The 14361-nt window shown below is 35.7% G+C and carries 9 protein-coding genes; 3 read left to right on the top strand and 6 right to left on the bottom strand.

Features of this window, described 5'->3' with window-relative positions:
- Nucleotides 1–356 precede the first annotated feature (356 nt).
- Nucleotides 357–722: a hypothetical protein gene (locus tag ACXR6G_RS06280; protein ID WP_458360556.1), complete on the top strand. Its 366-nt coding sequence runs from the start codon at nucleotides 357–359 to the stop codon at nucleotides 720–722.
- A 581-nt stretch (nucleotides 723–1303) separates the two neighbouring features.
- On the opposite strand, the gene ACXR6G_RS06285 is transcribed toward ACXR6G_RS06280, so the two are convergent.
- Entirely contained in the window at nucleotides 1304–2473 is a 1170-nt protein-coding gene (locus tag ACXR6G_RS06285; RefSeq protein WP_458360557.1) for a tetratricopeptide repeat protein, read from the bottom strand.
- Between the two features lie 153 nt (nucleotides 2474–2626).
- Nucleotides 2627–5248 (bottom strand): DNA gyrase subunit A, encoded by a 2622-nt coding sequence (gene gyrA, locus ACXR6G_RS06290; protein WP_458360558.1) that lies wholly within the window; start codon nucleotides 5246–5248, stop codon nucleotides 2627–2629.
- 335 nt (nucleotides 5249–5583) lie between these two features.
- On the opposite strand from gyrA, the gene ACXR6G_RS06295 reads away from it, so the two are divergent.
- Both ACXR6G_RS06295 and tpx read left to right on the top strand, forming a co-directional pair.
- A complete protein-coding gene (locus ACXR6G_RS06295) occupies nucleotides 5584–8085 on the top strand; it encodes an ATP-dependent Clp protease ATP-binding subunit (RefSeq protein ID WP_458360559.1) in 2502 nt (833 codons plus the stop codon).
- Nucleotides 8086–8263: 178 nt separating this feature from the next.
- On the top strand, nucleotides 8264–8779 hold the full coding sequence (gene tpx, locus ACXR6G_RS06300; protein ID WP_458360560.1) for a thiol peroxidase: 516 nt from the start codon (nucleotides 8264–8266) through the stop codon (nucleotides 8777–8779).
- 142 nt (nucleotides 8780–8921) lie between these two features.
- Here tpx and ACXR6G_RS06305 read toward each other — a convergent pair whose 3' ends face one another.
- The 4 genes from ACXR6G_RS06305 to pflB all read right to left on the bottom strand — a co-directional run bounded on the left by ACXR6G_RS06305 (nucleotide 8922) and on the right by pflB (nucleotide 14078).
- Nucleotides 8922–9827 carry a bifunctional enoyl-CoA hydratase/phosphate acetyltransferase gene (locus ACXR6G_RS06305; RefSeq protein ID WP_458360561.1) on the bottom strand — a complete coding sequence of 302 codons (906 nt, stop codon included), beginning with the start codon at nucleotides 9825–9827 and terminating at the stop codon, nucleotides 8922–8924.
- A 295-nt stretch (nucleotides 9828–10122) separates the two neighbouring features.
- On the bottom strand, nucleotides 10123–10995 hold the full coding sequence (locus ACXR6G_RS06310; RefSeq protein ID WP_458360562.1) for a formate/nitrite transporter family protein: 873 nt from the start codon (nucleotides 10993–10995) through the stop codon (nucleotides 10123–10125).
- 33 nt (nucleotides 10996–11028) lie between these two features.
- Nucleotides 11029–11754, bottom strand: coding sequence for a pyruvate formate-lyase-activating protein (pflA, locus tag ACXR6G_RS06315; protein ID WP_458360563.1), 726 nt, complete (start codon nucleotides 11752–11754; stop codon nucleotides 11029–11031).
- A 98-nt stretch (nucleotides 11755–11852) separates the two neighbouring features.
- Nucleotides 11853–14078, bottom strand: coding sequence for a formate C-acetyltransferase (gene pflB / locus ACXR6G_RS06320; RefSeq protein ID WP_458360564.1), 2226 nt, complete (start codon nucleotides 14076–14078; stop codon nucleotides 11853–11855).
- Nucleotides 14079–14361 lie beyond the last annotated feature (283 nt).

Genomic DNA, 14361 nt, shown 5'->3' on the forward strand with positions numbered 1-14361 from the left:
ATTATGGCGAAGGATTCACAAGATTTTAAAAGCTTCTAAGAGTTTATCTTGTTACAACTATAAGCTATAATAGTTATCCTCAAATTAATTGAATAAGCTATCTGGAATTAGAAATTCTTGAATTATAAAACTTTGTCTAGAATTTAATATTCTCATAAACCTTCACCAATCTTCATTTTGAGGATTCCCTGGATTGAATTAATAACTAAAAAACGCTTCTAATTCTCTCTTTATATTTTGATCACATTTTTGTAATGCACCCAATGTCATTTTAGAACCAGAAATAACATATTAATCAATCTAATCTTTTATTAAAATTTCACAAGAGAAAGTCATTACTTCTAACTCTAGTAGCAATGGCTTTTGTTTTGACTCAAGTGACTACTTCAGTTGAGTCAATTGTTCCTATAGGAATTGGTCGTTCTAGAATCATCGAAGAAAAGTATCCTGCTGATAATCGGGCTTTTACAACAGAACGTACAGTGGTAAGAAAAGATGCTAAAGTGAGTCTGTTTGCAGAGACTAAATTATTAAACCTTTATAGTATTACGGGTATTAACTTTCAAAATATTGCATCAAACGATGCTCTTATTTCCTCAAAAATAAATGCCTTAGTAGCTAAAGGCTGGGAATTAGCCTTTGTAACTTATGTTGTTGAAAGTGATAGTGGTAAAGATGATGGAAAAGGAATTTTTAGTACTCCTTATACATTTATGAAGTAATAATATAGGCGTACTTCTCCACTTAAATGTATTATTAAAGACTTGTCAAATTTAAAAATATTTTTGATGCTTATTATACAGCTAACTGTTGTTGCTAAAAAACTAATCAATGGAGATGGGCTTCTCTTAAACTAATACACGTGTAGAAATCATCTATACTTTAAAATAGGTTGCAGTGGACTGCTTGCTTTTTTTGTTATTGAATGTGAAAATCAATGACATACATGGTGAATTGTATATCAAAAAACCCCTCTCCTACACTGCACTGTAACTGCTACAAATAGAGTTATTTACGGCTGTCTTATAATTCATATTACGTTAAATAAGATTAACATAAATAATATTAATGATAAATAATCATCCACATTCATAATCGTCCTAAATAAGCCTTACAGATTATAATACAAAAAACACATACTTACTCTCAGTGGCTTTTATCCCAACTCCGGATTGCTCAATTTCTTGAACGATTTGCAATAGTAAAGACATTGGGAACGCTATTTCAAGACTTCACAACTAAAATAAAAAAAGCCTCCAAAAGATAAACTCTTGGAGGCTTTAAAATATCGTGATTAGATAGCTTACATGTTATCTAACTTTGCTTTAAATTCTTCGTATTTTTTCATGAACTCAGGCTTTTCATTTCTAAGCTTGAAATAAAGTTCTTTCAAAGTAGAAATTGAATTTTCCTCATCAGGCTTGATTTCAAGAACCTTCGTGAAATGTGGAAGAGCTTCTTCGTATAACTTGTATAAGCTCTTAAGAGCTGCATCATACTTCTTCTGATCCATAATATCATTAGCAACCTTACGAGCTTTTTCAGCAACATTTAACTGAAGAACACCTAAATTGTATTGAGAAATATAATCCTTAGGATCTTTAGAGTAAGCAATCTCATACATTTCTTTAGCTTTAGCAGGCTCGTTTGTTTTCTCATATAAAGTTCCTTTTGCTCTATAATAAGAACCATTTTCTGGATCTAAAGCAATTGCTTTATCAAGATACTCAGCAGCTTTATTTGGCTCACCACCTAATAAATAATGGTTGATTAGCTCAACTAACATATAGGCATCGTTTGGAAATAATTCAAACCCCTTATGTAGATATGTAAGAGACTCTTCATCATTACCGTTCTCTTTCAACACTTTTGAAAGGTATGCATAAGCCTTAGCCCCACCATAGTTGAGATCGATAGTTTGCTTATAATACTTAATAGCACCTTCAAAATTTTTAGCTTTCTGCGCAGCAAGTCCTGCGTTAAAAATAACAGCTGTATCAACTGCCAATTTATCTGCTTCAAACATTTTCATGTTTTCAATCTCTAAAACTTTCTCAAAAGCATTAAAAGCACCACTATAATCTTCAGTTTGGAAGAATTGAACTGCTTTATTTGTAAAGTCAGGAATTAAGTTAGTCATCTGAGCTTTAATAGCTTTTCTATACTTATTCTTAACATCAAGTTCCATACACTTTAAGTATGCTTCATAAGCTACTTGCAAAGGTGTTTCAGACAATTTTTTATAAGCTGGAAGTGGACTTTCAAAAATAGCTTGATAAACTTTTCCTTTAACTAAATAGGCTTTTGGCCATGCAACACATTTCTCGTGTCCCATACCAGCATCAATTGCTACTTTGGCTTTATCAAGTTTACCCGAAGTTAGATAATTACTAGCTCCTGTTACTTTACTCTTTTGAGCGTTTACCATTGAAACACACAAAAGAAGAACCATAATGAATGATAATTTTTTCATCAGTAAATAGTTTTTCGTTTTACTTATGAAGCTTTCTTGTTGTTGACAAGAAAGCTTCATTCTATAGTTTGTTTTGTTTAAGAATCTTGCACAAATTTAATCCATAAATCGAGAATTAAAACAAGATCATTTTCTTTATAATTAATCTAAGTTCTAAAACAGACTTGTTTGCTCTCCATCCAAGCTATTATTTGGCTGATCATCGTCTTTCTTTTCAACTTGATCTTCCTCTTTATTCTCAATTGGAGTTTCGACCTCAGTCTCAGTTTGTTCTTCAGTTTGATCAACAATAACTTCTGGTGCATTTTCATCAACGATTAATTCTTCTTCACCAGCGGCATTTACTTTAGCTACAGCAGCAATAGAATCATCTTTTTTGCTCAAGTTAATTAAACGAACACCTTGAGTTGCACGTCCCATTACTCTTAAGCCTGCAACTGCTAATCGGATTGCAATACCTGATTTGTTGATAATCATCAAATCATCCTTATCACATACAGATTTTAATGCAATTAATTCACCTGTTTTTTCAGTAATATTAATGGTTTTAACTCCTTTACCTCCACGATTCGTGATACGGTAGTCGTCAATTTGGGAACGTTTTCCATAACCATTCTCCGAAACAACCATGATGTCCTGATCACCATTCTCTACACAAACCATGCCAACTACCTCGTCAGCCTCGTCACGTAGTGTGATTCCGCGTACCCCAGAAGCTGTTCTACCCATTGCTCTAACCTGATCTTCAGCAAAACGAATCGCTTTTCCAGATCGTGCAGCAATCAGAATTTCCTTCTTGCCGTTAGTCAATCGAGCTTCTAATAATTGATCACCTTCACGAACTGTGATAGCGTTCACACCATTTACACGAGGGCGAGAATAAGCTTCAAGTGATGTTTTCTTAACAACACCTTTCTTAGTACATAAAATGATGTTGTTGCTATTAATATACTCTTCTTCTTTAAGCGTCATTACGTTGATATAAGCTTTCACTTTATCATCTGGCTCAATATTTAGAAGGTTTTGAATAGCTCTACCTTTTGATTGTTTAGATCCTTCAGGAATTTCATATACTTTCAACCAGAAACACTTCCCTTTTTCAGTAAAGAATAACATGGTATTGTGCATGGTTGCCGTGATCATGTGCTCAAGGAAATCTTCATCTCTCGTATGAGATCCCTTCGCTCCTACGCCACCTCTATGTTGAGTCTTAAACTCAGATAATGGCGTACGTTTGATATAACCCATATGTGAAATAGTGATTACCATTTCTTCATCAGCGTAGAAATCTTCTGGATTAAAGTCTTCAGAAGCATAAACGATTTCAGTTCTTCTTTCATCGCCATACTTAGCTTTCACTTCCAGAAGTTCATTGGTTATGATTTCCATACGCAAATCATGGTTTGCAAGAATAGTTTTTAAGTGATCAATCAATTTCATGATTTCATCATACTCGCCTCTTAATTTATCTTGCTCAAGCCCTGTTAAATGACGCAAGCGCATTTCAACAATTGCTTTTGCCTGAATATCAGAGAGCTCAAAACGTTCCATTAAAGCAGTACGAGCTAAATCGGGGCTCTTAGAACCTCTAATGATCTTGATCACCTCGTCGATATTATCAGAAGCGATAATCAAACCTTCTAGAATGTGAGCTCTAGCTTCAGCTTGTCTTAATTCAAATTCTGTACGACGAACAACCACATCATGACGGTGTTCAACAAAATATAGAATTAGTTCTTTTAAATTTAATAATCTTGGTCGACCTTTTACTAATGCAATATTATTCACGGAGAATGAAGATTGCATTTGAGTATACTTGAATAATTTATTCAGAACGACGTTGGCAATAGCATCACGTTTTAAGTCAAAAACGATACGCATACCGTTTCTATCTGACTCATCGTTTACATTCGAAATACCTTCAATTTTCTTATCATTAATTAAGTCAGCCGCTTTCATAATCATTTCGGCCTTATTAACCATATAAGGAATTTCGGTTACAATAATTTTTTCGCGTCCTGAATCCGTTATCTCAATATTTGTTTTAGCACGAACAACAACACGACCTCTACCCGTTTCGTATGACTCCTTTACACCTTGGTAACCATAAATAGTTCCACCTGTTGGGAAATCTGGAGCTTTAATAATATCAACTAATTCATCAATTGTAATATCATTATTATTGATGTAAGCAATTGTTGCATCAATCGTATCCGTTAAATTATGAGGAGGCATATTAGTTGCCATACCGACAGCAATACCCGATGCTCCATTTACTAATAAGTTAGGAATACGAGTAGGAAGAACAGTAGGTTCTTTCAATGTCTCATCAAAGTTAGGAGACATATCAACGGTATCCTTATCCAAATCGGCAAGTGTTTCTTCTGCAATCTTTTTCATTCTTGCTTCGGTATAACGCATAGCCGCAGGGCTATCACCATCAACCGAACCAAAGTTACCCTGTCCATCAACCAAAGGGTAACGCAAAGACCATTCTTGAGCCATTCTAACCATGGCCATATAAACTGAACTGTCACCATGCGGGTGATACTTACCCAGTACCTCACCAACAATTCTCGCTGATTTTTTATGAGGTTTATTAGCTGCTATACCCAATTCATTCATACCGAATAATACTCGGCGGTGAACAGGCTTAAGTCCATCTCTAACATCTGGTAAAGCTCGGGAAACAATTACTGACATCGAATAATCGATATAAGCAGATTTCATTTCCTCTTCAATATTAATGCGTATGATTCTCTCTCCCGTGGTCATATATTTGTTCTTTTAGATTCTATTCTTAAATGGGAAATATAATTTCTATGTTTTGATCAAATAAAGTATTCACTTTACAGTTCAAATCACAGAAAGACAAAAGTAAAAAAATATGTGCAATTTTGATAATAATTGTGGTGGAATTAAAGACAAATTAAGATAAATATTTTAACTATATTAAAATCGATGATGTTAACCCCTTTAATCTTCGTTATTTAGTTTAAATGAACGTTAAAATTGCTATATTTTTAACTCAAGTTTACTTCAAATAAAAATATTCTTATTAAATTCACCAAAGACGAATAAAATAAATACACAACTAAAACATATAATATATGGACTCAAAATTTTCACCCCGTGTAAAAGATGTTCTTTCTTTTAGCAAAGATGAAGCTGAAAGACTAGGTAATAGTGCCATAGGTACTGAACATTTATTTTTAGGGATTCTACGTGAAGGTGAGGGCGTTGCCATTAGCATTCTTAATTCTCTAGGAATCAGCCTGCTTGATATTAAGCATGATTTAGAGTTTAAACTCCAAAACACAAACTTAGACCGATTGGATCAGGAAGATATTCCATTGCAAAAATCTGCTGAACGTGTTTTAAAACTCATATATCTTGAAGCCAAAGCGTTAAAGAACCAAACGATTGATACCAGTCATCTATTATTGGCTATACTTAAGGACGAAAAATGTCTGGTAACACGCTATCTAGAAGCTAAAAACATAGACTATAATGCTGTGAAAAATAATATTAATACAAACTCTCCAAAAGCACAAGCAGATTTTCCATCAGAAGAAAGAGAAGGTGCTGGTGGTGGCATGCACGGTAATAACCCCAAATCGAGCACAACGGGTAAATCGAACACGCCTGTTCTCGATAATTTCGGTGTAGATATTACTCAAGCTGCTGAAGAAGGGACTCTCGATCCTATTGTTGGACGTGAAACTGAAATTCAGCGCTTAGCTCAAATCCTTAGTCGACGTAAGAAAAATAACCCAATTCTAATCGGTGAACCAGGTGTTGGTAAATCTGCAATTGTGGAAGGCCTAGCTTTAAGAATTATTCAGAGAAAGGTTTCTAGAGTCCTTTTCGATAAGCGTGTGGTTACGCTCGACTTGGCTTCTATTGTAGCTGGAACGAAGTATCGTGGTCAGTTTGAAGAAAGAATGAAAGCTATTCTTAATGAGTTGGCTAAAACAACGGATATAATCCTCTTTATAGATGAGATTCACACCATAGTGGGTGCTGGAGGTGCAACGGGCTCATTGGATGCGGCTAACATGCTTAAACCAGCCTTAGCTCGTGGCGAAATCCAATGTATTGGTGCGACAACTCTTGATGAATACCGTCAGAATATTGAAAAAGATGGTGCCTTGGAGCGTCGTTTCCAGAAAATTTTGGTTGAGCCAACTTCTGTTGAAGAAACTATTTCAATTCTAAATAATATTAAGGAAAAATATGAAGATCATCACAATGTATTTTATACGCCTGAGGCCATTAATGCTTGTGTGAAATTAACTACTCGCTATATCAGCGATCGTCATTTGCCAGATAAAGCGATTGATGCTCTTGATGAAGCGGGTTCTCGAGTGCATATTTCCAACATTCTAGTTCCAAAAATTATTGAAGAACTTGAAGAGAATATTGAAGAGACCCGTCAAAATAAAATCAAGTCGGTTAAAGCTCAAAAATTCGAACTAGCTGCTAGTTTCCGCGATAAGGAAAAACAATTAATGGATGAGCTCGAAAATGAAAAAGACAAGTGGGAGAAAGATCTGAGCATGCAGAAAGAAAAAGTCTCAGAAGATAATATCGCTGAAGTTGTTGCAATGATGACTGGTGTTCCCGTTAGGCGTATAGCTCAAGCTGAAGGTTCCCGCTTACTTCAAATGAATAAAGAGCTTAGCAGCAGAGTGATTGGCCAGGAAGATGCTATCGCTAAAATTGTAAAAGCCATACAACGAAACCGCGCTGGTTTAAAAGATCCAAGTAAACCTATTGGCTCATTCATATTCTTAGGTCCAACCGGTGTGGGTAAAACTCAACTAGCGAAAGTTCTTTCAGAATATCTATTTGATAGTTCAGATGCATTAATTCGCATCGATATGAGTGAATATATGGAGAAGTTTGCTGTTTCACGTTTGGTTGGAGCTCCTCCAGGCTATGTTGGCTACGAAGAAGGTGGTCAATTAACTGAAAAAGTGCGTCGCAAGCCCTATTCTGTCATTCTTTTAGATGAAATAGAAAAGGCACATCCAGATATATTCAATATTCTTTTACAATTGCTTGATGATGGTCAATTAACGGATTCTCTAGGCCGTAAGGTTGACTTTAAAAATTGTATTGTGATTATGACATCAAATATTGGTTCTCGTGAATTGAAAGATTTCGGTAAGGGAATTGGATTCCAATCTAAATCAAGTGAGGATAGCGATTACGCAAACAATATTATCCAAAAAGCACTTCGCAAGGCTTTTGCACCTGAGTTTATCAATCGCGTGGATGATTTAATCATGTTCAACTCATTGAGTGAAGAGCATATCCATCAGATAATTGATATTGAACTAAAGGGTTTATATAGCCGCGTAGAAGACTTAGGTTTTAAAATCAAGATATCTACTGCTGCTAAAGATTTCATCGCTAAAAAAGGTTATGATGTGCAATTTGGAGCACGTCCTTTAAAGAGAGCCATTCAAAAATACCTGGAAGATGAAATGGCCGAGGTGATTATCCGAGCTTCTCTTACAGAGGGTGATACGATATCAGTCGGACTGGATAAGAATAAAGAGAAAATAACAACTAAGATTCTAAAACAAAACAAAGAAGTCGAATAACTATAAAAATGCCAGCTATGCTGGCATTTTTTCTTTCATTTCATTAAATAAAAAACCCTATTCCTATTTAGTTTAAATAACCAATATTACTATCTTTGATACTCAATTGAGTTAATAAGGGAGTTTACAATCCCTATTTCCGATTTAAACGATTTAATAACATTAAAATACAAATCAAATGAACAAAGACAATACTAAAGTAACTTTTGCAGGCGGTGCAATTACACTTGTAGGAACTCCAGTAAAAAAAGGTGATAAGGCAGAAAATTTCACAGCGCTTAACCAAGGCTTAGCTCCTGTTTCTTTATCTGATTTTGATGGAAAAGTAAAGATTCTTTCTATTTTCCCTTCTGTTGACACTGGCGTTTGTTCTGCACAGGCTCATCGTTTCAACAAAGAAGCTTCTAATCTAGGGGATAATGTACAAATCATCACGCTATCAAACGACCTTCCATTTGCATTAGGACGTTTTTGCGGTGCTGAAGGTATTGAAAACTTAATCACGCTTTCTGATCACAAGGAGATGGATTTTGGCTACAAGTTTGGTTTTGCTATCGAAGAATTACGTTTACTAACTCGTGGTGTGGTTGTTATCGACAAAGAAAACACTATTCAGTATGTTGAGTACGTTCCTGAAGTAACAGATGCTCCTAACTTTGATGCAGCAATTGAAGTAGCTAAAACTCTAGTATAGAGTTTTTAGTCTTAAAATATTATAGGGCCAACTCTTTGAGTTGGCCTTTTTTTATACAAAAAAAAGACAATTGACTGATTTTCATCTAGTCAATTGTCTTATATATTTTTCATCTCCCAGAGGGAAATATTTAATTGCAGTACTATTTTGAAGCCACAAGAGCTGCCATTGCGATAGAATACAATTTAGTCTTCACACTATCACCACGAGAAGAAAGAATAGCTGGAACCTTCGCTCCCATTACCATTGCTCCCAATTCAGCATTAGCCAATTTGGTGTTTACCTTATAGAATACATTACCACTTTCGATATTTGGGAATACCATACAATCGGCATCTCCAGCAACCATAGAATCCAATTTCTTAATATCAGCAGATTCCTTATCGATAGCCACATCAAGAGCTAAAGGACCGTCAACATAGGCGCCATTAATCTGTCCACGCTCAGCCATTTTAGAAATGATAGCAGCATCAACACAAGCATCCATCTTAGTAAGAACCTGCTCCGAAGCAGCAATTATAGCTACCTTTGGCTTTTCAATACCCAACGACTGCGCAACTTTAATAACATAGTTAGTAATTGCAATCTTCTGATTCAAGTCTGGCAAAGGAATAACAGCAACATCACTCACAACCAAAAGTTTATGGTAATTAGGGTTTTCCATTACAGTTACATGACTTAAAACAGCCTTAGGAGGCATCAAACCTTTTTCTTTATTAAGAATGGCTTTCATGTACTTATCAGTACTTACAAGACCTTTCATAATCATATCACCTTCACCATTATTGATCAACTCAACAGCTTTTTGTGCAGCTTTAAGCTCGTTTGGCTCATGAACAATTGTAAAACGAGACATGTCGAAATTATGCTCTTTACAAGTTTTTTCAATTTCAGTTTCATCACCAACTAAGGTTGCATCAATTATCCCTAACTCTACAGCATCGTTTACAGCTCCAATTGTATGAGAATCGTTAGCATATGCAGCTACCAATCTCTTCTTTTCATTATTCTTAAGCTTGTCAATGACTTGATCTAAACGTGTAATCATTTTGATTTATTTTGGTGTTTGTATTTGTTGTTGTTTGATGAATAAATTCAAAAGGAAGCCATCTAAACTTAGTCATCATTACTGTAAGGCAAAAATATAAAATAAAGCATGATTTGCATTAAAAACAAACTAAAATATTACCAATTATCGCTATTATGATGTTTTATCTTAAAATATGTAAGTAGAGAGTATATTTTAATCTAAGATCGATAGCGTTTTCATCATTCAGAATTCTATTAAAATAAAAAAGCAGTAACCTTAAAGATTACTGCTTTAGAAACAATTTGAAATTATTTTATTTTTTGTCGTAAGCATACCAATAGGCTGTCCCTACAAACAAAGCTCCTCCAACTATATTACCTAAAGTGGCAGGAATCAAGTTTTTCACAATAAAATCCATCCAAGTGATATCAGCACCATGGAAAATGGCAACTGGAATAAAGAACATATTGGCTACGCAGTGTTCAAACCCCATAGCTACAAAGGCCATTACAGGAAACCAAATACCTAAAATCTTACCTGTTATATCTTTGGCTGCATAAGCTAACCACATGGCTAAAGCCACCATCCAGTTACATGCTATTCCTTTTAAGAAAGTCTTATAAAAAGGATTCGATGTCTTGGCAATTGCAATATTAATAGCTGAATCAAGCGAAGGTGAATTCATTAAAACCTCGGTTAGATAAACCAAGAAGTAAGCCACTATAAGTGAGCCCACAAAATTACCAATATAAACAATAGTCCAGTTCTTTAAAGGAACCTTATAAGACATACGTTTTGATAATACAGAAGGTATAAAATAGGCTGTATTTCCGGTAAAAAGCTCAGCTCCTGCGACTGCACAAAGAATTAAACCTAAGGGGAAAACGGCTCCAAAAAAGAATTTCTGCAAGCCAGGGTTCGATTGAGCCAGTCCTGGCATTGCACCCCCGATGACTAAAGCTAAAAGACTACCCATAGCAATATATCCACCGGCTAAAATTGCAAGTACAAATACTTTTTTAGATGCTGTATCTCTTTTTGCTTCTGCTGTATGATTAACAACTTCTACGGTTTCTTTTGGAGAATTGAATGCTGTATAAGCTACTGAAGGAATAGGCTCCTTTGGTGTGATAAATGCTTTACGCTCTACTGTCTCAACAGTTTCTTCAAATGTATTAAAAGACATTACTTAAATCTTTACAAAGAGTTAAACTCTAATTTAATTAATAATCACCTCTTTAAAATACTGACTCATAATCTCTTCAGCTCGAGTCAATTGTTCAGGTGAATTCTCAAGAACTCCTTCAAGTTCATATTTCATACCCAAGTGTTCATATTTATGAACGCCTAGTTTATGGTATGGCTGAATCTCTAACTTCTCAATATTTGAATAGTCTTTGAAATACTGCCCCATTTCGTGCATATAATCTTCCTGATCAGAATAACCTGGAACTAGTACATAACGTAACCAGACTGGTGTATTCGTATCCTTTAGATATTTTGCAAACTTCAAGGTTGTTTCGTTGGTTTTACCAGTTATGGTCTTATGCCAATCTGGATTGATATGTTTGATATCCAAAAGGACTAAATCTGTATTTTTAAGCAGATTTTTCACATCATCGTTAAATACATTGCCATTGGTATCAATACATGTATTAAAACCATCATCCTTCAACTCCTGAAAAAGAACAGACAAATCTTTAGCTTGCCACAAAGGTTCTCCTCCTGAAAATGTCACTCCTCCTTTTTTACCGAAAAAGGGTCTTTGATTGCGAGCCTTACGCATAATTTCAGTGTTCGGAACAGCTGTTCCTCCCTTGAAAGTAATGGTATCAGGATTCGCACAGTATAAACATTTAAATGCACAGCCCTGTAGGAAAACTACAAGTCTAATACCTGGTCCGTCATAGGTTCCAAGCGATTCGAATGAGTGAACGTTTAGCATTTGTATGTTTTTGTTGTAAGTAAAAAACTTATCTTTTTATAAAAAGATTCCGGAACTCCAATGGAGCCCCGGAATTATCTTAATTCTAGAATCTATTATTACATTCTCTCGAAGAAAGAACGAGAAATAACCTCTAACTGCTGCTCGCGAGTCAATCTTACGAAGTTTACTGCGTAACCTGATACACGAATAGTCAACTGTGGATACTCCTCTGGATGCTCCATTGCGTCCATAAGAAGTTCACGATTCAATACATTTACGTTCAAGTGATGAGCACCTTTGATGAAATAAGCATCCATCATAGTTACTAAGTTCTCAGAACGAGATTCTGGAGTTGCACCTAATGATTTAGGAACAATTGAGAATGTATTAGAAATACCATCTAATGAATCTTCATAGTTAATTTTAGCAACTGAGTTCAAAGAAGCGATAGCACCGTTTGAATCACGTCCGTGCATTGGGTTAGCACCAGGAGCAAAAGGCACACCAGAAGCTCTACCATCAGGAGTCGCACCAGTCTTCAAACCATATACTACATTAGAAGTAATAGTCAAGATAGACATAGTAGACTCAGCATTCTTATATGTATGAAGTTCTTTCAACAAGTTGTTGAAGATGTGTGGTATTTCAACTGCAAAACAGTCTACTGCATCATCATCGTTACCATAGAATGGGAAATCACCTTCAATTTTAAAGTCAGTTGTTAAACCTTCTTCGTTACGAACAGAAGTTACTTTAGCGTTCTTAATTGCAGACATTGAATCGGCAACGATAGAAAGACCAGCAATACCGTAAGCAAGGTTAATAGCAGGATTTGTATCAACTAGAGACATTTGAGCTTTCTCATAGTAATACTTATCGTGCATGTAATGGATGATGTTCATTGAATCGTTATAAACACGAGCCATTTGTTTCATCGCAATCATATAGTTGCTCATTACTTCGTCGTAATTCAACACATCGCTAGACATAGCTGGAATACCTTCGATAAGCAAAATACCTGTTTTCTCACAACGTCCGCCGTTAAGAGCCAAAAGAAGTGTTTTAGCTAAGTTACAACGAGCACCAAAGAACTGAATTTGCTTTCCAATCTCTTGGTAAGAAACACAACAAGCGATACCGTAGTCATCAGACTTACGTGTATCACGCATCAATTTGTCATTCTCGTACTGGATAGAAGATGTATCGATAGAAACCTGAGCACAGTATTTCTTGAATCCTTCTGGCAGTTCGTCTGACCAAAGCACAGTCATATTTGGCTCTGGAGAAGCTCCTAGAGTATATAATGTGTTAAGAAAACGGAATGAAGTCTTAGTTACTTTAGATCTTCCATCCATCGTTTTACCACCGATTGACTCAGTTACCCAAGTTGGGTCACCAGCGAAAATCTCATCGTAAGCATTCATACGAAGGTGACGAACCATACGCAATTTCATTACGAATTGATCAATCATTTCTTGAGCAAACTCTTCAGTAATTAGACCTGCTTTAATATCTTGATCAATATAGATATCAAGGAAAGTAGAAACATTACCCAATGACATTGCAGCACCATCTTGCTCCTTAACAGCAGCTAGATAACCCATATACACCCACTGAATTGCTTCTTGAGCAGTCTCAGCTGGACGGTTTAATTCTAAACCATACTTGTTTCCTAATTCTACGATTTGACCCAAAGCTTTAATTTGCTCTGAAACCTCTTCACGAAGACGAATTAATTCGTCAGTCATGGTTCCGGTCAAACCTTTCAAGTCTTCTTTCTTTACTTCGATCAAACGATCGATACCGTAAAGAGCTACACGACGGTAGTCACCAATAATACGACCACGTGCGTAGTTATCAGGAAGACCTGTAAGGAAACCTAATGAACGAAATTTACGAATCTCGTCAGTATAAGCGTCAAAAACACCATCGTTGTGAGTTTTTGCGAAGTTGCGAAAGATATCTTTAACACGATCTGAAACCTCAAGACCTTGCTCAGTACATGCTTTCTCAACAACAGCAATACCACCATAAGGCTTCATTGCTCTACGAAGCAATTCGTCAGCCTGAAGACCTACGATCAACTCCAATGATTTGTCGATATATCCTGCTCCATGAGAAGCAATTGTTGATACAGTTTCTGTATCTATAGAACGTACACCGTTATTTGCGCGCTCGTCTTTAACTGCATCCTTGCAGATATCCCATAATTTTGTTGTGCGTTCTGTTGCTCCAGTTAAAAATGAAGCATCTCCTTCGTAAGAAGTTAGGTTGTTATTAACGAAATCTCTTACGTTAATATTTTTTTGCCACTCACCGGCCTTGAATTGCATCTTAGTCATGCTAACTTGTTTTAAGTCTTGTGGTTGTGTAGATCGGATGTCCTTTATAGATAATCCGGTAAGAAATGTCAGGAAACATCACTGTTTCCCCTCATTTTTACGGCCGCAAAGTAAAGCTTTTAATTATTGCTGTGCAAGCATTATTTGATAATTTTGCAATCTCTAGATTACAAAATATAGAAGACTCAGAATTACAACAACTTACGTTTGAATTTATGTGTTTTGGAGGGTGTTTTGTCCACTAAAAGCCGAAACAAGAAGCTGTTAAGCAGATTAAAACACT

The sequence above is a fragment of the Ancylomarina sp. YFZ004 genome (genome assembly GCF_054254355.1).

Excerpts from the sequence above, each read along its gene's own strand:
- ACXR6G_RS06280 (WP_458360556.1), top strand. The coding sequence starts at position 357 with ATGGCTTTTGTTTTGACTCAAGTGACTACTTCAGTTGAGTCAATTGTT.
- pflA (WP_458360563.1), bottom strand. The coding sequence starts at position 11,754 with ATGCTAAACGTTCACTCATTCGAATCGCTTGGAACCTATGACGGACCA.
- pflB (WP_458360564.1), bottom strand. The coding sequence starts at position 14,078 with ATGACTAAGATGCAATTCAAGGCCGGTGAGTGGCAAAAAAATATTAAC.
- ACXR6G_RS06285 (WP_458360557.1), bottom strand. The coding sequence starts at position 2,473 with ATGAAAAAATTATCATTCATTATGGTTCTTCTTTTGTGTGTTTCAATG.
- ACXR6G_RS06310 (WP_458360562.1), bottom strand. The coding sequence starts at position 10,995 with ATGTCTTTTAATACATTTGAAGAAACTGTTGAGACAGTAGAGCGTAAA.
- ACXR6G_RS06305 (WP_458360561.1), bottom strand. The coding sequence starts at position 9,827 with ATGATTACACGTTTAGATCAAGTCATTGACAAGCTTAAGAATAATGAA.
- ACXR6G_RS06295 (WP_458360559.1), top strand. The coding sequence starts at position 5,584 with ATGGACTCAAAATTTTCACCCCGTGTAAAAGATGTTCTTTCTTTTAGC.
- gyrA (WP_458360558.1), bottom strand. The coding sequence starts at position 5,248 with ATGACCACGGGAGAGAGAATCATACGCATTAATATTGAAGAGGAAATG.
- tpx (WP_458360560.1), top strand. The coding sequence starts at position 8,264 with ATGAACAAAGACAATACTAAAGTAACTTTTGCAGGCGGTGCAATTACA.